The sequence below is a fragment of the Fischerella major NIES-592 genome, assembly GCF_001904645.1.
Taxonomy (GTDB): Bacteria; Cyanobacteriota; Cyanobacteriia; order Cyanobacteriales; family Nostocaceae; genus Fischerella; species Fischerella thermalis.
The window spans coordinates 196,211-213,647 of sequence record NZ_MRCA01000003.1; the positions used below are offsets into that span (position 1 = coordinate 196,211).

Annotated in this window: 28 protein-coding genes; 15 read left to right on the forward strand and 13 right to left on the reverse strand. The window is 43.1% G+C overall.

The window, feature by feature from the left end:
• Window position 1: 1 nt before the first annotated feature.
• Together NIES592_RS08155 and NIES592_RS08160 are read right to left on the reverse strand one after the other, a co-directional pair.
• Window positions 2-1,327, reverse strand: coding sequence for a hypothetical protein (locus tag NIES592_RS08155; protein WP_073555429.1), 1,326 nt, complete (start codon window positions 1,325-1,327; stop codon window positions 2-4).
• A 91-nt stretch (window positions 1,328-1,418) separates the two neighbouring features.
• Window positions 1,419-2,222 carry a hypothetical protein gene (locus NIES592_RS08160; RefSeq protein ID WP_073555430.1) on the reverse strand — a complete coding sequence of 268 codons (804 nt, stop codon included), beginning with the start codon at window positions 2,220-2,222 and terminating at the stop codon, window positions 1,419-1,421.
• Between the two features lie 181 nt (window positions 2,223-2,403).
• Between NIES592_RS08160 and NIES592_RS08165 the strand changes: the two genes are divergently transcribed.
• On the forward strand, window positions 2,404-2,700 hold the full coding sequence (locus tag NIES592_RS08165) for a hypothetical protein (protein WP_073555431.1): 297 nt from the start codon (window positions 2,404-2,406) through the stop codon (window positions 2,698-2,700).
• 65 nt (window positions 2,701-2,765) lie between these two features.
• On the opposite strand, the gene NIES592_RS08170 is transcribed toward NIES592_RS08165, so the two are convergent.
• On the reverse strand, window positions 2,766-4,253 hold the full coding sequence (locus NIES592_RS08170; RefSeq protein ID WP_084552254.1) for a terminase large subunit domain-containing protein: 1,488 nt from the start codon (window positions 4,251-4,253) through the stop codon (window positions 2,766-2,768).
• A 56-nt stretch (window positions 4,254-4,309) separates the two neighbouring features.
• Here NIES592_RS08170 and NIES592_RS08175 point away from each other — a divergent pair, with 56 nt between their 5' ends.
• Entirely contained in the window at window positions 4,310-4,747 is a 438-nt protein-coding gene (locus tag NIES592_RS08175; RefSeq protein ID WP_073555433.1) for a hypothetical protein, read from the forward strand.
• Between the two features lie 27 nt (window positions 4,748-4,774).
• On the opposite strand, the gene NIES592_RS08180 is transcribed toward NIES592_RS08175, so the two are convergent.
• Both NIES592_RS08180 and NIES592_RS25750 read right to left on the reverse strand, forming a co-directional pair.
• The gene (locus NIES592_RS08180; RefSeq protein WP_073555434.1) at window positions 4,775-5,398 is read right to left on the reverse strand and encodes a Uma2 family endonuclease; all 624 of its coding nucleotides are present in this window, start codon (window positions 5,396-5,398) and stop codon (window positions 4,775-4,777) included.
• 110 nt (window positions 5,399-5,508) lie between these two features.
• A complete protein-coding gene (locus NIES592_RS25750; protein ID WP_256678084.1) occupies window positions 5,509-5,640 on the reverse strand; it encodes a hypothetical protein in 132 nt (43 codons plus the stop codon).
• Window positions 5,641-5,889: 249 nt separating this feature from the next.
• On the opposite strand from NIES592_RS25750, the gene NIES592_RS26370 reads away from it, so the two are divergent.
• From NIES592_RS26370 to NIES592_RS08210, 6 genes are all read left to right on the forward strand, one after another.
• A complete protein-coding gene (locus tag NIES592_RS26370; protein WP_084552256.1) occupies window positions 5,890-6,885 on the forward strand; it encodes a BRO-N domain-containing protein in 996 nt (331 codons plus the stop codon).
• Window positions 6,872-7,159: a hypothetical protein gene (locus NIES592_RS08190; protein WP_073555435.1), complete on the forward strand. Its 288-nt coding sequence runs from the start codon at window positions 6,872-6,874 to the stop codon at window positions 7,157-7,159. The genes NIES592_RS26370 and NIES592_RS08190 overlap by 14 nt, the downstream gene beginning before the upstream one ends.
• A gap of 17 nt (window positions 7,160-7,176) precedes the next feature.
• Window positions 7,177-7,401, forward strand: coding sequence for a hypothetical protein (locus NIES592_RS08195; RefSeq protein ID WP_073555436.1), 225 nt, complete (start codon window positions 7,177-7,179; stop codon window positions 7,399-7,401).
• A 340-nt stretch (window positions 7,402-7,741) separates the two neighbouring features.
• On the forward strand, window positions 7,742-7,936 hold the full coding sequence (locus tag NIES592_RS08200; RefSeq protein WP_073555437.1) for a hypothetical protein: 195 nt from the start codon (window positions 7,742-7,744) through the stop codon (window positions 7,934-7,936).
• A gap of 184 nt (window positions 7,937-8,120) precedes the next feature.
• Window positions 8,121-8,522: a hypothetical protein gene (locus NIES592_RS08205; RefSeq protein ID WP_073555438.1), complete on the forward strand. Its 402-nt coding sequence runs from the start codon at window positions 8,121-8,123 to the stop codon at window positions 8,520-8,522.
• A 23-nt stretch (window positions 8,523-8,545) separates the two neighbouring features.
• Complete coding sequence (locus NIES592_RS08210) at window positions 8,546-9,073, forward strand: hypothetical protein (protein ID WP_073555439.1); 528 nt, start codon at window positions 8,546-8,548, stop codon at window positions 9,071-9,073.
• Here the strand turns inward: NIES592_RS08210 and NIES592_RS08215 are convergent.
• On the reverse strand, window positions 9,070-9,552 hold the full coding sequence (locus NIES592_RS08215) for a hypothetical protein (protein ID WP_073555440.1): 483 nt from the start codon (window positions 9,550-9,552) through the stop codon (window positions 9,070-9,072). The two genes, NIES592_RS08210 and NIES592_RS08215, sit on opposite strands and share 4 nt — an antisense overlap.
• 41 nt (window positions 9,553-9,593) lie before the next feature.
• Here NIES592_RS08215 and NIES592_RS08220 point away from each other — a divergent pair, with 41 nt between their 5' ends.
• Complete coding sequence (locus tag NIES592_RS08220) at window positions 9,594-9,932, forward strand: GNAT family N-acetyltransferase (RefSeq protein WP_073555441.1); 339 nt, start codon at window positions 9,594-9,596, stop codon at window positions 9,930-9,932.
• 21 nt (window positions 9,933-9,953) lie between these two features.
• Here NIES592_RS08220 and NIES592_RS08225 read toward each other — a convergent pair whose 3' ends face one another.
• From NIES592_RS08225 to NIES592_RS26215, 5 genes are read right to left on the reverse strand one after another with little or no spacing between them, the layout of a single operon-like run.
• Window positions 9,954-10,844: a phosphoadenosine phosphosulfate reductase domain-containing protein gene (locus tag NIES592_RS08225; RefSeq protein WP_073555442.1), complete on the reverse strand. Its 891-nt coding sequence runs from the start codon at window positions 10,842-10,844 to the stop codon at window positions 9,954-9,956.
• A 60-nt stretch (window positions 10,845-10,904) separates the two neighbouring features.
• A complete protein-coding gene (locus tag NIES592_RS08230) occupies window positions 10,905-11,504 on the reverse strand; it encodes a hypothetical protein (protein WP_073555443.1) in 600 nt (199 codons plus the stop codon).
• A gap of 46 nt (window positions 11,505-11,550) precedes the next feature.
• Window positions 11,551-11,820: a hypothetical protein gene (locus NIES592_RS08235; RefSeq protein WP_143168352.1), complete on the reverse strand. Its 270-nt coding sequence runs from the start codon at window positions 11,818-11,820 to the stop codon at window positions 11,551-11,553.
• Window positions 11,798-12,739: a hypothetical protein gene (locus NIES592_RS08240; protein ID WP_073555445.1), complete on the reverse strand. Its 942-nt coding sequence runs from the start codon at window positions 12,737-12,739 to the stop codon at window positions 11,798-11,800. The genes NIES592_RS08235 and NIES592_RS08240 overlap by 23 nt, the downstream gene beginning before the upstream one ends.
• Entirely contained in the window at window positions 12,736-13,857 is a 1,122-nt protein-coding gene (locus NIES592_RS26215; RefSeq protein ID WP_084552258.1) for a sigma-70 family RNA polymerase sigma factor, read from the reverse strand. Before NIES592_RS26215 ends, NIES592_RS08240 begins: the two co-directional genes overlap by 4 nt.
• Between NIES592_RS26215 and NIES592_RS08250 the strand changes: the two genes are divergently transcribed.
• Window positions 13,839-14,243, forward strand: a complete 405-nt coding sequence (locus NIES592_RS08250) for a hypothetical protein (protein ID WP_073555447.1) — start codon at window positions 13,839-13,841, stop codon at window positions 14,241-14,243. The genes NIES592_RS26215 and NIES592_RS08250 overlap by 19 nt on opposite strands.
• A complete protein-coding gene (locus NIES592_RS08255; protein WP_073555448.1) occupies window positions 14,234-14,401 on the forward strand; it encodes a hypothetical protein in 168 nt (55 codons plus the stop codon). The genes NIES592_RS08250 and NIES592_RS08255 overlap by 10 nt, the downstream gene beginning before the upstream one ends.
• A 21-nt stretch (window positions 14,402-14,422) precedes the next feature.
• Here the strand turns inward: NIES592_RS08255 and NIES592_RS08260 are convergent, their stop codons facing one another.
• Window positions 14,423-14,977, reverse strand: coding sequence for a hypothetical protein (locus tag NIES592_RS08260; protein ID WP_073555449.1), 555 nt, complete (start codon window positions 14,975-14,977; stop codon window positions 14,423-14,425).
• Window positions 14,978-15,077: 100 nt separating this feature from the next.
• On the opposite strand from NIES592_RS08260, the gene NIES592_RS08265 reads away from it, so the two are divergent.
• From NIES592_RS08265 to NIES592_RS08275, 3 genes are read left to right on the forward strand one after another with little or no spacing between them, the layout of a single operon-like run.
• The gene (locus NIES592_RS08265; protein WP_073555450.1) at window positions 15,078-15,368 is read left to right on the forward strand and encodes a hypothetical protein; all 291 of its coding nucleotides are present in this window, start codon (window positions 15,078-15,080) and stop codon (window positions 15,366-15,368) included.
• On the forward strand, window positions 15,368-15,715 hold the full coding sequence (locus NIES592_RS08270; protein ID WP_073555451.1) for a hypothetical protein: 348 nt from the start codon (window positions 15,368-15,370) through the stop codon (window positions 15,713-15,715). Before NIES592_RS08265 ends, NIES592_RS08270 begins: the two co-directional genes overlap by 1 nt.
• Entirely contained in the window at window positions 15,712-16,122 is a 411-nt protein-coding gene (locus NIES592_RS08275) for a hypothetical protein (RefSeq protein WP_073555452.1), read from the forward strand. The genes NIES592_RS08270 and NIES592_RS08275 overlap by 4 nt, the downstream gene beginning before the upstream one ends.
• On the opposite strand, the gene NIES592_RS25765 is transcribed toward NIES592_RS08275, so the two are convergent.
• Window positions 16,119-16,403: a hypothetical protein gene (locus tag NIES592_RS25765; RefSeq protein ID WP_256678086.1), complete on the reverse strand. Its 285-nt coding sequence runs from the start codon at window positions 16,401-16,403 to the stop codon at window positions 16,119-16,121. The two genes, NIES592_RS08275 and NIES592_RS25765, sit on opposite strands and share 4 nt — an antisense overlap.
• On the opposite strand from NIES592_RS25765, the gene NIES592_RS08280 reads away from it, so the two are divergent.
• Complete coding sequence (locus NIES592_RS08280) at window positions 16,394-17,422, forward strand: IS66 family transposase (protein WP_256678087.1); 1,029 nt, start codon at window positions 16,394-16,396, stop codon at window positions 17,420-17,422. The two genes, NIES592_RS25765 and NIES592_RS08280, sit on opposite strands and share 10 nt — an antisense overlap.
• The last annotated feature ends 15 nt before the right edge of the window (window positions 17,423-17,437 follow it).

Consider the following 17,437-nt stretch of genomic DNA (forward strand, 5'->3'; position numbering starts at 1 on the left):
CCTACTTGGACAGAATTAATCCACATTTACGGAAATCGGTAATTTTTGAGCCAGTGAGCATATAGGCTGCATTTTTCTCGCTCACAGTTCCGAGGTCATAGTTACCTGTGAATACCTGGATGGTTAGGTTGGAGTTTGGATCTGTGATACTTGCAGCTACCGCGCCACTACCGCGTCGTGGTTCGCCAATTCGGCGAGTAGCCATAGCGATTCCTTCCATGTGGTTCACGGTATTCACGCTGCTAATCGTCGGGATACTGAATACATCTGTACCAGGGGTGATATCGGAAGGTAATAGCTTTTCACCCTTGGGAGAGTAGGGTACAAGAGTAATCACTGGTGCAGTTGCGGTGGTTGTATTAATCCGCAGAATCACCCCGAACGCCTTCGCGTTGTTTGAAGTACCAATTCTAGCAATCTGACCAACAGCCACAGTATTTTGCAATGCAGTACCCGCAGTTAGGGTAATGTCGATTGCTCCTATATTTGTAGTAGCAGCAAAGTCAGCGTAGCGGAAAGCAGTATTAGCCGCTACTGACGCAATTGGTAAAGTTGCTTGATTGCTGGCGGCGGTGTCAAGGTCGGTAATCCCGGTTTGTCCGCCTACCGTGTTACTACCTCCCACTTGGAAGCCGTAACGCTCAACGAATTCTCCAATCCGCAAACCACTTTGAATCAATTGCCCAGAACCAATGCTTGCGGCTGCGAAGCCAGTGACAACAACCGCATCACCCAAGAAAGCACCCTTGGCGGTCGAACTCATGATGCAGTAACGGTTAGTCTGTGGCACGTTTTCTTTGTCTAAGAAAACCGACGCACCCCGCAATCCTTCATTATTAAAGTCTGTCAATTGCCCATTTGCATCGACACAGGCACTAATAGCAATTGGAGGATGATCACCAAGATTCACATTCCCTGTTGCGGGGATATCCCAAGCCCGGAATTTATTGTACATATAGCGATCATTCGGGGTGGCGATCGCATAGGCAATTTGTTCAGAGGTTTCGGCTAGATATCGCTCCATTGTTTGGTTTGAGTCGTAGCCGTAGATGAGAAATCCGTCAATCCACAAACGCTCTAGTGCTACTTCACCTGCAAAGAATTGCGCTTCAGTGAAGGTGTAAGCGGCAGAGCGTGGGTTTAAATCGGTAGCTTCCCGGCGTTTGGGACGGCGGATTTTTACTTTATCACCACGCTCAAACGCCCCAGGTTCAAAATCTCTCACTGCTACACGCGGGTACATAGCCATCAGGTTTAATTGAGTCAGAGCGCGTTGAGCAATAGCAACTTCTATTAAAGAATCATTAGCAGAAAAGGTAGGGGGCATATCAGTTTAAATGAAGGAAGAGGGAAGAGGGAAGAGGGAAGGAGGTGATCGTTTAACTTCTTCCTCCTTCCTACTTCCTTCTTCCTTATTTTTAGCTAGGTTTCCCATACTGCTTTTCCAGCTCTGCCACCATTGCCTTTTGTGCAGTTTCATCACTACCGTATCTGTTGTAGATATCTTGGGCGGTCATTCCTTCAAAGTTGTACTGCGATGGAGTAGCGCGAGTTCCAGGACTGCCATCTGTACCTGTACCTCCACGAGGTACGGCAAAGTGGGCAAAGTCAGTTTCTAGCATCTTGGGTAAGATGTCTTTGAATTCGGACTTGGTTGCGTCACCGAATTTATCGACACCTTTGACAAACAAGCGATCGCTTTCTTCCACTAGCAACCCGCGTTTTTCTAGTAGTGTTAGCAAGTCTTCTTCGGTGCTGGGGCGCACTGTACCCAAGCCACGTATCGTATTTAATACTTCATTCCGCATTTTGGCTTGGCGGTCAGCTTCACGCAGTGCCTTGGTTTCTTTGTCGCGTTCGTCAAGTTGAGATTGTAGTCCGGTTAACTTGCCTTCGTATTCCTTCTTAACCTCAGCCAGTACCGCTTCACGTATTTTGTCAGCATCAGTAGTTGGTGTGTCTGGATTACCTTGTTCTGCTTCGTATTCTTTTCTTACTTCAGCGATGAAATCCAGTGACGGCTTGATATCTTTGAGCCGTTCGTCAAGTAGTCCTGGTATGGAGTTTGACAGTGTGGCGAATGCTTCTGACAGCTTTTTGTTGTCGTGTTGTTGTTTCTCCAGTTGCTCAGTAAGTGGTTTCACAACTTCACTGAACACAGAGGTTAGTTGATCTTTTACGGTGTCGGCTATGGCTTTTTGGATTTCGGGGTCTAGGGGCATAAACTTATGTTGGGAAATTTAATAGCGGTGCTTTTAATATTCCCTCGTGAGTAAGTTAGCAAAATTAAGAAGCAAGTTTAGCAAATCTACTTTCAATGAAGCCAAGGTAAACAGAGATGCAAAAGGTAGATTTGCTCCAAAGGACGCTGCCATTTTCAATTTATTATGGGAGTAATACGACATGATTAAATATGAAGTTAAAACAGTTAATAGCACTATTTATGTTTCTTTAAATACTAAATATCCTAATGAAAGAGCGTTGTTAAATTATGAAGGAGATAGCAGCACTATCAGCAATTTTAGACAATTCCTAGAAAATGCCTATGGTGCATTTGGACATACCATAGGACAAGCAACAACAGCGATTGATTTACATTACGCAATGTCCAATCAACAGCAATTTGAAGCAAGGTTGATTGAAGGACAAGACTTAGTTACGAAATACGACCCCGAAATACCAGATGGAGCAGTAACTTAATTAATTACTAATTCGTAATTCGTAATTCGTAGTTCAATTACAAATTACTAATTACGAACTACGAATTATGCAGCTAATCCTCCGGGTTTACGTTTATTCCCTTTGCGATCGCGTGTTTCTTTCTTGAACGGATAAATACTATGTATTAAATAACCTGCTGCATCCGACAAGTGAGAGAGTAGCGGGTTATCACTTTTATTAATAGATTCTTCATTCCACGTCACTTGTTCAAAATCCTTCACCAGATTTTGACAATTGGCAAAATGCACAAAACAGCGATTTTGCCGAAACAGTTGGTTGACTGAATGGACGCGGTTGACTACATAGGGATTGGCATCGGCAAATTTCCGCACTAAATACCCTCTACCGCGTTGTTTGGCTAGGGGTTCTAAGCCTTGAAACACAATATCCCAACTACTTAATTTACTAGCAGCTGTGCGAGCGCGTCCTGTGGCATCACCGAATATCTGAATTTCTGGTGGAATGCCGTTACTTTCTACCCAATCCACAGTAGCTTCTGTCAGTTCCCAAATGTCACTATCCATGAGAAACCACTCTTGACAAAAGTGAATTTCGTTACCTCGGCGTTGCGCTGCGATCGCAACTACAGGAGTGTGGTTAAAGTCAAATGTCAGCAACAGGGGTAGATTGCGATCGTATTCAAGCAGTTGTGCGTCCTCTTCATTCAAACAATGCTTTGCCCTTGAAAAGTATTTGTAAATCAATCCCTGCGCTGTGTTGATGAACTGACCCATGATTTCTTGCTGGTACAGTTCATCTGAGTAGTTGGCTTCCAAAGATGCTACATAATCATCACCCAGATACTTTCTATTTTCCAGTGATGACATAGAAACCATCTGGTAAATGCGTTTCAGGTCATCACTACGGGTAGGATCGCCAAATTTATCCCAGAGGTAGTTATAACCTGCTGGTGAGGTGGTGAGTATCCCCTGTCCCTTCAATGTACCTGGGCCACGTCCTAAGCGTCCATCAATTGTCAAAAACGCTTTCTCGGCTGCATACGCAAACTCATCGCCCCAAAACCAGCGTATCTGCAAGCCTCGTCCTGCTTGGGTATTTCCGGTAAACGCCGTCGCGGAGAGGACGTACACAAAAGCTCTATCTGGCCCAATGTAACAGCGTTGGCAGTTGGCGATCGCGAGCGCTTGGTCTTCTGGTGATTCTCGCCACGGTTCTAAAGGGATATTGAAGGTGCGACATACTTCCACCAACGCTAGCAATGTAGCGCGGGCAAGCTGGCCATAGCTATTTGCGCTGATCATCCCCCGTGCATCCGGTGCAAGTAAAGCACGGGAACAAGCCCAAATAGCACCTGCGTAACTCTTGCCACCACCTATCCCGCCCAAAAGCCCACTCCATCTGTGTTTTAGTGGTTCGGTTGATGTCCAATTCGTCAATTCCAAAAACGACGCCTGTCCCCCAGGATTAGGTTCAAAGTTTTCAAATAGCGTGATTTTACTCTCGCTTTGCGCTTCCACAGCTAATGCTTGCTGTGTCGCCATCTCCAAATTTAGTAATGTGTTCCACGACATATATATGAATAGATACTTTTGATTTTGTTAATATATGAATAAATACTTTTAAATATATGTCACGCAAGCCTTTAATTATTATTCATCCCGACACCAAAGAAGAGTTAACAGTTGAGCAAGCAGCAGCGCTGGTGGGAATAACGCCGGGGGCAATGCGGCGGCGGTTGAGTGACCCTACCTGGAATCTAAGAAAAGCCCTGACTCAAAAAGGTGATTGGAGCCGTTCTAAAAATGCTAAGAGTCGTAAACCACCTGCTTTTGTGACTACGGTAATAGTTCCTGAATCGTTAATAAATGGGCGATCGCCTAATGCAGTAGTTAAGGAGATGTTGACGACAGTTGAGAAACTGACATCTATAACGTTGGAAACCGAACCAACCAAACAAGTCAGAATTGCGTTAACAGAAGAAGAGAGAGATAGATTACACTGGCTGATGCTTGATAGTAAAATGCCTAGCTTGACAGCTGCTATTGTTGCTCTTTTAATGGCGTAACAACATAACTCCTGAAAAATTTTTCACCTAAGAATGCAAAAAGTTCCTTAGCCACCTAATCGCTTCACTTGTTGTTTGCTCACTTGCAATTTGCAGGCATCGCTGCACAATTTTTGAAACGTTAGGAAAGTATTTGCTTTCTCTAACTACATAACTAGAGTCTTGCAACCTATAAACTAGTAACCGTTTATTCTTCAGGAGCCAAACCTCTGGCACTTTGTAAGGGAAATAATCATTAACATTAGTGTAACTAGTAACGTCTATTTCTATTACCAAATCTGGTGGCGGGTCATTTAGCCAGTCGATACGATTTTTGCCTTGAACTTGCTGCCAATTCTCAATGTAAAAGCAATAGTCCGGCTCAATACCACTAATCTCTGGCAAACTCATGGTGATGGGTGTAAATGAGTCGTAGGTACAATTTAAATGGTCAAGTAGAGTTATTACCACCAAGGAAAGTAAGCTTGCATCTCTTCCATGCTCTGGTAGCGGGGCCATCAACAGAATTTCTCCTGGTCGGTATTTAATGCGGGGTATTGAGCGATCGCCCAACTGCAAAACCATTCTTTGGTACTCTTGCCAGTTTCCTAAAAGTTTCAACACCGCCCCAGGTGGCAACTCTATTTTTTCTGGTGTAATTACAGTTTTCATAAATATCGATAGCAAAATATATAGGGATAAACATTTATGCGATCGCACTTCCTGGTAGGAGCGATCGCTTTTTAGTTCATTAGTCTAACAGATATTCTAATGGTCATTTTTCATGCTGCCTCGTAGCTTTTTACCTTTTGAATATCAGCTGTGCGAATTAATCTTTCAACACATTCTGAGCGCGTGATTCCGACAGACTCAGCCAGGTTGTCTAACATTTCTGAGGCAGTAGGAGTCAACATAAACTGATACTGCGTTTTCTTTTCACCGTGTATCGAAGGCTCGGCTTTTTTAACTCGTGACATTGGAATCAATATAAATATCTATATACCTCAATAGGTTAACAATCTTCAGGCTGTTATGTCTATCGTATTTTTATATATTGACATCAATATATTGACCTCGTAACATAGAAATAACAAAGGCGTTGCTCTCCCGCCAAGAAGTTCAACGCCTTTTTTAGAACCCATTAGTTTAGGTCTAAATCAATTATGACTCAAGTGACCCTTGACATTCAAGCGATCTGTAAACAGAAGCCGCAAAGCGTCTACGCCTCAAAGAAAACTTGCGCTGATTGCCCTTTCTACAAAGCCCACAACGACGGCACAAAGAACGGTTGGTGTCAGCTATTCAACCACTTTGCTCGTGAGTACCACCAACAAACACAAGACTGCATCAACGAAATCGCAGTTACAGAAGAAGTTGAAGAAGTTAACGAACAAGCGATCGCTCAAGAAGAATTAGACGAAGCTGATGACCCCTGGTGGGTAGCAGCTGATGTTTGTGCGGTTTTAGAACACAGCAACCCATCATCAGCGATCGCAAGACTGGACGACGACGAGAAAAAACTTCTTGACCCTAAGCAATATTTAGGGTCATCTTCAAATCAAGAATTTTGGGCGATTAACGAGTCCGGTCTTTACTCTCTTATCCTTACCAGCCGTAAACCACAGGCAAAGCGGTTTAAAAAGTGGGTGACATCAGAGGTTTTACCCGCTATCCGTAAAACAGGAAGTTACGCCCCCACTCCCCCACTCCCCACTCCCCCTACACCCCAAGAAATATCCGAACTGTACGACCTGACATTGGGTGGTGCTGGACTAGATCCAAAACTGGTAGCGGGGGTGAAATTAAACGCGATCGCATCTTACCACCCAGCATTAAAGTCAGCCGCAGAAATAGCGAAACCTGCTTTACAGATAGAGGTTGAATCGCAATTGCTTTCGCCTACGCAGTTGGGGCAAATTTTGAGCGATCGCACACAGCATACCTGGACACCACGTCAAGTCAACAAACTGTTAACAGAACAAGGTTTTCAATACCGCAACCCAGACAGCAATAGTCCCGCTTATTTACCTACCGAGAAGGGTAGACAGTATTGCAAAGTGATTTTAAATACTGCTGTTGGTAGAGACAAAACCATTCAATCCCTACGCTGGTTCAAAGAAATTGTAGAAGTGCTGGAGGTAAACAATGATAGAGCGTAATAGCCAAACTATTGTAATTCCCAGTACCTGGACACCTTTTTGTAAATTACCCAGCAAAGGCTGGGTTAATTTGACATACATTCGCACAGTTCGATTTTTCTACAAAATCCATTTTGTCAGGCTCCCACTATTTTCTTGCCAGGTGATTTGGAGTAATGGCGATAGAGAAAAATTTACTGGTGCAGATGCCCAAGCTATAGCCCAAGCACTTAGCAAAACTATTTTTACTGCCACGGGTACGCGTAGTCGCATGAATATCAAAGATTTGAGCTAACAACTGGAGCAAGGGAAATGGATTTAGAATCACTTGCCGGGATTCGTCACAGTTTACAAGATTCTCGCCGTGATGGGTTAACACTGTTTATGAACGAATTCATGACGGTTTTGCTTTCTGAAGGCTACACCTTTGAAGATTTGTTACACGCCCTGGCTAACTGGGCTTCTGAGCAGCCGAGGCTCGAAGAAATTGTAGGTTATTTAGAAAAAGCGACAGACGAAATTCATTCTACAAATTAGCGATCGCACAATTTTTCATTACCTGTCATAGATTATGTGGCAGGTTTTTTGTTGCAGTAATTCACAGTTTCCTTACACAAAGTTCAAAGCTATTACTGATATAGAAGTTTGAATTTTTACGGAAGCTAGATGAAATAATTTAGACTACTTAAGCACATTAGTAATTACTTTGTAAACACCACCAATGCAAGTGCTGATAAATAAAATTATGCTGCAAAATTTTCAGACAACCAACTGCTATTTATGGTAATTCTAATATTAATATCTTCATTAAATCTTTGCCTATTTATTTAGCTGATTAGCTAATATATTTATAGAAGCAATTAATTAAAGGTAAAAGATGACACCACAAGATATACCAATGGACTCTGCTTCATTTTGCTTAGAATATTTTCAAAATTTCTACCAGCTTAAAAAGACACAAACTTTATCTGATGACCTAGCTGCATCTATTCTCGAATTAGGAAAAATGCGAGGCTATCGCTCTCACCCTAGAGGGGATATGGGCATCATTCAGCGATATAGAGAAGATTGAATGGATAGAAGCAAAACCCCAGCCTAAGCCTAGTCCGCAGCCCACACCAACCTCATCCCAAGCAATCCTGATCCGCAGGAAGAAACAGATTCTTTGCGCCTAATTTGCTCATATATATATAGATGCTAATACCCGCTAATAGATAGCGGGTATTTTAACAGCATGACCGAATTACGAATTAATTATGACACCAACTGATTTACGAGCCATTTCCATTCACGCACCTTTTGCCTACGCTATCTGCATGGGGCTGAAGGATGAAGAATACCGCACACAACCTACTAAAATTAGGGGTTGGATTTTGATACACAGCAGTCAGAGTAAGGCTTCTGACCAATACTTCACAGATTACGGCATCGATATTGCGATCGCCAAAAGGGGAGCGATTATCGGGGCTTGCAAGCTAACTGACTGCATCGGTAGCCACCGAGACTATGCTTACTGCTTAGAGTCACCCATCTTATTTGATAAGCCCATTGAGGGGATTAGGGGACAACAGAGTATATTTTGGGGGATCTCTGATAAATTTCCTGAGCGCCAAGAAGCTTTTAAATTGGCTTGGGGGATGATTTCATCATTGAGCTAAAATGGCTCTATTTGGGGCTAACTATGGCGGGATTAAAAGATATTTTGGCGCTATCTTTAAGACCAGATGCAGCTATTAGAATAGCGATTGGAGACTTAACAATTCAATTAGCTACAGAAAATCTGGAATATAAAGGCAAGCTTATAATTCATGCTTGTTCTTATGCATCCAGGGAAGAAGAAAACGAGTGCATAAAACGAATTACACAACTAAGTTTTTCACCCGAAGAAGTACCAACTAATAGTATTTTGGCTTGGGCGAAAGTTAAGGAAATCAAAACCTACACACCACAAACTTTTGCTATTGATGCTAAGTTACACGGTTATGGTGCTGATTTGAATCAGTTTTTAGCTATTGAAGGCTGGCAAGGTAAAACAGTATACGGTTATGTATTAGAAGAACACCATTATCTCAATCTCCCGATTATGGGTGTTGGTAGCGAGTACCAGCATGGTGATTGGTGGCAAGCGGAAACACCGTTTGAGATTTTGTGTTTCAAACGGTGTTTTGATGCTGAGAGTGTAAATATTAGCGAAACTGTTGGATATTAAACTCTGATACCTAGCCGTCCGGCTGCGGCTCTTGCGGCGTTGCGTTCGCCTTCAGTTGCGCCACGTCTAGCTAATTCACGAATAGCGTTAGCACGACGGTTACTGCGTCCAGTAGCACCGCCACCGCCACCAGGAGCCGAAGTAGTTCGACGACCGCCTGAACGACCAGCACCAGCAGAACGAGCATTATCAGCACCAGAACTGCTACCGCGACGGCGAGAACCGCCTCTTGCTGCCACACCACCACCCGAAGATGGAGCGCTGCCGCCAACATTAATGACTCTTTGCGGTGGTGTTAACCCAGTTCCCCTTGCTGCACTACCTCTTGCTCTTCTTCCAGGTGCTACCAGTCCACCACCTCGGTTTCTGGTTCCGCCTCTGGCAGTTCTCACCCTTCCTGCGGCGTTGAATTGGTCGGGCCGATTACCGCCAAACCCCTGACCCCCTCCGGTTCTTCTACCTCCACCTCGTCTTGCCATAAGTCAATCCTGTTTGTAACGTTACAAACTTAGGTTTCCCGATGGTTTTGTTATCCAGGCATGAAGCGCTCTACTACGAATTGACAACAGCTGACGGTGGAATTATTGGAGGTGTGTTTGCCGTCAACCACTGGAAATACATCGAAATAGTGGATTTATTTGTTAACAAGCAGTTTCAGGGGCAAAAGTATGGGCGATCGCTGCTTAGAGACGTTCTCAACACTTACCCCTACAACACAATTTGTCTACGTTGCGAAGCTTTTGGAGATGGACTTAACCAGGATGAATTAGCAGCGTGGTATCGGCGATGGGAGTTTGTTGATGGTTCACCATTTCATGAAGGGGAGGGATGGATGCACAAGCCACCACGCCGATTTTAAATAACAAGCGTTCTAAAATAGCTATAGATTTTTTGTTGTAAATCTAGCTTGAATTTCTGGAAACAATTCACACAGTTGTTTGAGTTGAACTGGTGCGTAGTAGGCTAACCACTTATAATACTGCGAGCATAATATCTCTGGTGTACAGTACCACAACGTACGCGGAAAAGCTTTGTTACCCTGCTTTTGGGGTATTTGGTGCATTGAGTAGATAGGTGAAATTGGGGCATTTTCAGTTACTAATAGCGCCCAAACATCAATATCTTTCCAGTCTCCCAAGGGCAAAGCACGGATGTAGGGAAGTGCGTCTTTTTTATTTTGATCGCGGAACTGAAACATCCCTTCACGCGCAATTTCAAAAGCCCTCTCTTGGCCCTCACCTTGGCGATTTGACCACATATAAATTACCTGAGCTTCACCTTCGCCGTACAAGTGGTGAAATTGGTAGAGTGCTTCATAGGTGATACTTTCCGCCACTCCGCCCCAATCCCAAAAATTAAGCGGTTTTCCTTCTTTGGTACGCATTCCGTAAACATTGCCCCAATTCAGATAAGCGCGGATTATTTCTGGAAAAGTGCGGTCAGTTGTATATTCTTCGTAGTAAAAATCTTCACCAAAAAATGCTTTCCACTCTGGTTGTACTAGCCAATGTTGCGGCAAGTCACCACCATTATTAATAGTTAAATGGCAAAAATCCAAACCTGCAAGCTTGAGAATAATCGCACCAGCCATTGAGTCTTTACCATACCCAAACCACAGCCCAGGTGCTACGTTTTGGTTAACTCTTGGGTCAGCGTACCACTGCTGTACACGCGCTATCGTTTTAGCTTTCAGGTTTTTGAATTGGTCAGTACGGGCATGGGCGGCGGCGGATGCGTAGCGAGTTGGAGGGAGTGCGTCAATTATTCTCATAATAATTCGTAGTTCGTAATTCGTAATTTAACAACCCAATTACGAATTACGAATTATCAATTACGAATTTTCCCACAAGTCCCCTTCTAACACGTCTTGATTTTCTTGTTCCTCCGTTTCTTGAGTTTCGTCACTTTCTTCGATGTCGGTTTCTTGTGCTTCATCAATTAACGCCTGCAACTGTTCTAAGGGTAAATCCGCATCCAATTTTAACTGCTGGATACATGATAAGGCGAGTTCACGCGCAATGCGATCGCTCGAATTTTTCAGCACCGCCACAATAAAAGCCTTACATATATCAAGCTGACGACGAATATCACCCATCTTACTAAGTCGCATCGCCCCATCAGCTAGTACAAGCGTACTTTGAAACGCGCGTAACATCCCTTCTAAATCAAGCCCCAACAAACGCAGTTTTAATTCCTCTACAAATTCTTGCGTGAGTTCCCCTTGTTCCACCAGTACTTCACACGCCTGGAGTAGAGTTTTTGCTTCCTTCCCAAACTTACCCGCACCTTCAATTTGGCTAATTACTCGACCATGAGCAACATAAAAACTCTCACGAATAATAGTTTCGTAGTCGTAGTTTTGAGCATCCGTGAAAGCTTCGCGCCACTTTCCGGTTAATCTTCTACCATAGAGTGATTCTTCATTGGTCATACTGTTAATGACCAATTGGCCATTCCTTACTCAATTTAACGTAACTTTAATTACCACGTTTAACATCGGCAATAACGCGGTTAACTTCAATCATTGTGCGGCTACGACGACCATGCTTAAAAGCATTTTGACTACTTTTAAGCTTACCTTCCTCTGTACGCGGTCCGGTCGATTTCTCCCAAGGCTTACTCGCCAAAATTCGTTGTCTTGCAGCTTCAATAAATTCAGGTGATAAATTACGCCGATATTTTTTTACTTTTTTGCTGTTGTATTGAGCTAGGAATTTTTCTATATCAAGCATCTTGTTGATTAGCAATCAAGCGTACTGCTTCTAATATAGTTTGCGATCGCCACGTAATAGCCAATCCTTCTCTAGGAATATTGAGTTTATCGGCAGCTACAGCAACAAGTTCTTTAAATTCATCTATCACATCTTTATTTAAATACACCAAAAACCGCGTTTGTTCTTCAGCATTGGGATTGTAATTACCTGATTCAACTTCAGCTAATACATTTTCTACCACTTCTGAAGTGTCAACGGTAACTACTTCTGTGTTGTTGGGTGGCGTGTAGTTGTCGTAATCGCTGGTGGATTCTCGCGCTTCAACATCAATTGTGTTACCCGAGTAATCGGTAGCGTCGGGTCGTTCAAAATATTCTTTCTCTTGATAGTCAAACTCCTCTTCTGTTGGTTCCTCTTCCTTCCTTTGTAAAAAAGCCTGCATAAAAGTATTAGCGGTGGAAGTGTCCCAACCAGCCGATTTAATTTGACGTTTCGGCATTTGTGCCAAAATTGCCGCGATTTTGCCAGGGTCGTCTCGTCCATCGTGGGACGTATTGTTAAGTCTGAGTAAGGCTGATTTTTGGCTGAGGTCATCAAGTGTTGTGGGAATTACCGGGGTTTTCAGCCAGTAGTCGGCACAGAAACGCCCTTGGTGTTTGGTGGCGATTTTGTCGCGTCCAGTAGCTTTTATCCAGCGATTCCACTCACTAGCAAAAAAATCATCATCTTGTTGTGATAGCCAGTCAGCGCCTATTGTTCTACCGTGTCCTGAGATTAGGTATCCCAGACTACCATCCAGGTTCTGCTGAATCGTGGGATATGTTAACCAACCGAAATCAAGCAAGGATTCACGTATCCAGGGTAAATCGTGTTCTTCTGTGTGTTCGCGGGGATTTTCAGGATGAAATTTTTCAAGGACGGTGCGGGTAGGAAGCCAGAGTACTTCACTCATTTGGTTTGTCCTATGGCTTCTTGGCTACGCTGCATCGCCTCACTCAATAATTTCAATGCATTGTCTAATTCAGGTGACTGTGGACAGTTTTTAGTTAGCCATTCAGCCAAACCGTTAAACTTACCAATTAATTGCCATTGCTGCTGTACAGGGGTCGTCATTAGTTTTCTCGAAACTTTTATACCTTTGATACCACAACTTTTAGTCCACAGGTAGATTGTGCTGTGGTCAACTCCGAGATATGTTTCGCACCAATGTAGACTCTTGCCTTCACGGATATATGATAAGGCTTTGCGCTTGATATCAGCAGAGTAGCCACGCCTACCCACAGGTACAGGATTTTCTACAAACTGATGACCGCAGGATTTGCACAGGTAAGATTGTTTACCTGTACGTTTACCATTTTTGATGATTTCGTACTTACCACAGCTAGGGCATTTTACCCGCCCTTGAGTAATTGATCGCAATAATTGTATGGATTCAGCTTCAATTTTTTTAACTTCACTCAATTTCAAAGAGTGCGATCGCGCTACTTCTTTGAGTGGAATTGCTTCTATATATATACTACGAACGATAGCGGCGTGTTGTGGTGGGAGTTGATTTAGTAGTGGTTCCCAGTCGAAACTATCATCCACTTCATCAGTAGTTAACGCCTGGGGTAATTCCAGTAAATGCTGTGTACACGCTTGTTGCGCTTCTTCTGCTGATTTTGGAGTGATGCCCAGTGCAGAAGCAGCTTGGTTATAAGAAATACCTTTGTCGATAGAGTAGCGTTTGATTTTTTGGTGGGTTTCTTGCAAGTTTCGTGGGACTTTCACTAAGCGTCCTTTATCACGTAACCACTGGAGTATTGCACCTTGGATAAAGGGAACAGCGAGTGAAGAGAGTTTACGCTTTTTGGTCGGGTCAAATCGTTCCACTGCTTTGATTAGTCCACCGCTACCAATTTGTACCAATTCTTCAAATGGTAGTGTGGAGCAATGAACCATTTTATGAGCAATCATATGGACTAAACCCATATTTTGCTCAACCAAAATGTTGCGGAGACGGACATCTTTCGTTTTGCAATACTCAAGTAGTAACGATTCGTTATCTAAAAATGTCGTGTTGCAAACCATTTGAACCCAATATCAAAATTACCTTTACTCTCCCCTTGGTTGGGCAATTTACCACTGACTCCGAAACCGGAAATCCGGTACAGGTGACAGTCCCCTACGAAGTAGAGGCATGGCTTGAAGGCAATAACGCGGTAAAGCCTGAACCTGGAAGCAACCCTAACATGGTTATGCTACGCGGATATTCCGTAAATCCCCGGATTTTACCCAGCGAAATCATCTGTAAACAATCTGAAGCTAGAGCAGTTTACATTGACCCATTAACTGGGAATCAGCACCAGGGGAAATTTACACTCAAGCCACGTTTTGACAGTAACCGCCCAAGGGTAGCTAAGGCGTTGGCTAGGAGAATTGGAACTGAGATTGAAGGAACTTTTGAATGGAGTTAACGCATGAGCAACAATTCAATATCTGTGCTTTCAACCAAGAAGTTAAAAATATGACTGAAAGCGAAGCCAAACAAAAGTTGGTGGAAATATACCGACGAATGATTGAGCAACAAAATTATTATCAGCAGGAATTGAAAAAGGTATGGTTAATTGAATAAGAAAATTTTGCGAAAGTTATGTTAATCATAATTCTCCACCAACTTAGCTAGCCACTCCTCACTACTGCGATCATCCACCCGCCAAAACTCAAAACCCCTCGCTCTAAATCGCCGGAGTCGTGGCAATTTTTCTCTATCCAGTAGAACCAGCAGAACTGAGCGAATAATTACGATTCGCTGCATTGCTGCAACTTGCAACACCCAATCGGTTGCCAGCCACCGCCCCACCGGACTAAGTTGTGGGAGCGAATCAGCCAATTGCAATAATTGTGTTGGGGGTATTTGCTCAAACGTTCCGGTACGCGTTGGAACGTGTTCTAGTATGGATGATTTATTGGGGGTTACATGTTCTGGTATGCGTTCCAAAAGAGCCAAAAACTCTGTTACCGCTTCTTTACCTCTTCCTCGTGCTTCGTGGTATTTCTCTAAGAGTTCAGCCTCGTACTGGCTTATGTAGCCATTTTTGCCTTCTTTCTGTATGTGAATGCCCAACACTGGGACATATTCTGTGTAAAATTTGCGGTGTCCGTAGCGCGCCTTGAGGGGTGCGATCGCTACTCGGTCAATCTGTTCCATACGTTCTGGTACGTGTCGGAATGTGTTTCAATATATCAGAAAACGAGCCAAACGATAAAGCAGGGTGGAAAATAGAAGATGCGTTTATTAAAGAATACGTATGCCTATTTGGAGAAGCTGGACACCACCTAAATTAACTATCACTACCGCAACGTACCGATGGACAGCACCTTACGCTTATGATGTCCACGAACGTCAAGGTAACAGATGGACTGATAGGGCATTATCAGGAAGTAATTTACCTGCTGTGTTTACGGCAAATTACCAGAACACTCATAATTTAAATTTGGCTTTCACTGCGACTGCGAACTATCTCAACCAAATATTTCTACAAGAAGTTCCTGTCAGTAGTGGACGGTTGAAAGCGTCGCAGTCGATGATGTTGAGTTGATGAATTTAAAAACCCTTCAACAATCTTGTCAGAAATGGCAACAGATATTAAAGCTAATGGATTGGGATGTATCTGTCAAAGTCGTTTCTTCAGAAGAAATAGACGATGCGGAGGGACTAGTTACCTGGGACTTGGGCAAAAAAGTTGCTGATATCAAGATAGCTAAACCGGAAGAATATTCAACCGATGCAATGCGCCCTCACAATATAGAACACACGCTAGTTCACGAGCTACTGCATTTACACTTCGCTCCTTTTAACGTTAAAGCTGGATTAAAAGCAACATCTCAAGAACAAGCAATTAACGCAATAGCCGAAGCATTAGTGAATCTCAAAAAGCAACGATGATTCAACACATCCACACCGCACCCGAACTAAGGCAAGCGATCGCCGACTTACTAGCCAATGAACTTGGGCTTTTTGCCAACAACCAACCCGCTATCTGGGTTGAACCTCCCAGCACTCCTAAAGGTGGCGTGAGTGGTGGCGTGGAGGTGAGCATTAATAGATTTAAAAACGTTTCCAGTAGTAGCCTGTTGCTTAACAACCAGCAAGAACAGCGCTATGAGTGGATTGTGGCGATAAAGTTAGGCGATCGCACTCCAGAAGGTTTCACGAAATTCAACAGCGCCATTGAGAAAATGCGGCGATACTTTCCCAGGAGACGAGAGACAATATCACCGTACAGTGAAGAAGAAAATTTGATTGCTACGTTTCGGTTAAGTGAGTTGGAAGTTGTGAATAGCTACGTTTAGTCAGGGACAATAATCGCGCTAAGGTGTTCCAGTAAATTTTCTGCATACCGCCAACTACGTCCATCATCCAATTTGTAAGTCCAGTGTTCAGCAATAGTTGTCGGACTTATGGAAGTTCCGCCATTTTTGTACGTCTTAATTTCGTAAGTTGCAACAGCTTTGTTGTGGACGCGATCCAGTACTGTGTAAATTTTGCCACTGCGTTTGTGTAAGACGCGATCGCCTACCTGAAATTTTGGTTTTTTCATGTTTTGAAGTTGAGTATAAACAGGTGTACGCATCCGGTTTAGCAAGTAGTCCTTGGCAGCATTTAGACCAAACAGGTGCGCGTGTTGGTGGAGTCAACTATACAACGAACATAATTTGTAATCCTTTGTATACAGTCTACCTGACGACGGAAAACAAAGACCGCTTAAGCGTACTCAAGGTACTACAAAATACGACGGAACTGGAGTTTATCCTCAATTCGCTAACCTACGATTTACTTGAGGTATTAAATCTGCCAACAAAGTGGAATAATCGACTAAAATTATTGCCTCAAGAAACAGCCTTCACAGAAATTGAGTTGAATCGATTGCTTGATGAGCATCTGGCTAATTTAAATCCTCAATCCCGTACTCGTATACAAGAAGCAGCAGCAATTGCTTTTTATCATCAGCAATCAATAACTCCTGTAATCAAAACTCTTCTATGTGATGATGCCCCACAGTTCAAGTTATTGACTGATGAATTAGCTTTATGTTGGGTACATGAAGGACGGCATTATAAAAAGTTAAATCCATTTATTGCCTACCACCAAAAAATTTTAGATAACTTTCTAGACAGATTCTGGCAATACTACCGAAAATTATTAGCTGATCGAGATTCCCCCAGTCAAGATAAAGCCTCAGAACTCAGGTCAGAATTTTGGACGCTTTTTACCGAAAAAACTGGTTACGAACAGTTAGATGAGCGAAAACGATTAACCACTGCAAAAGCTTCTGAGTTGCTTTTAGTTTTAGAGCATCCAGAATTACTATTGCACAACAATCCTGCCGAGTTAGCAGCTAGGACAATGGTGCTGCGACGTAAGATTAGTTATGCTACTCAGACATTTCAAGGTACAAAAGCTTGGGATATTTTTATGTCGCTTGTTGACACTACTCGTAAGTTGGGTATCAGCTTTTTTGAGTATATGCGCGATCGCATTTCTCAAGCTGGAATAATTCTCCCTCTGGCAACTATTATTCGTGAGAAAGCTTCTCTTCATTCCTTCGGTTGGTCCTGGGAAGCAGAATCATTGCTTACCCCCAATTATTGAGAGGATACAAAAATA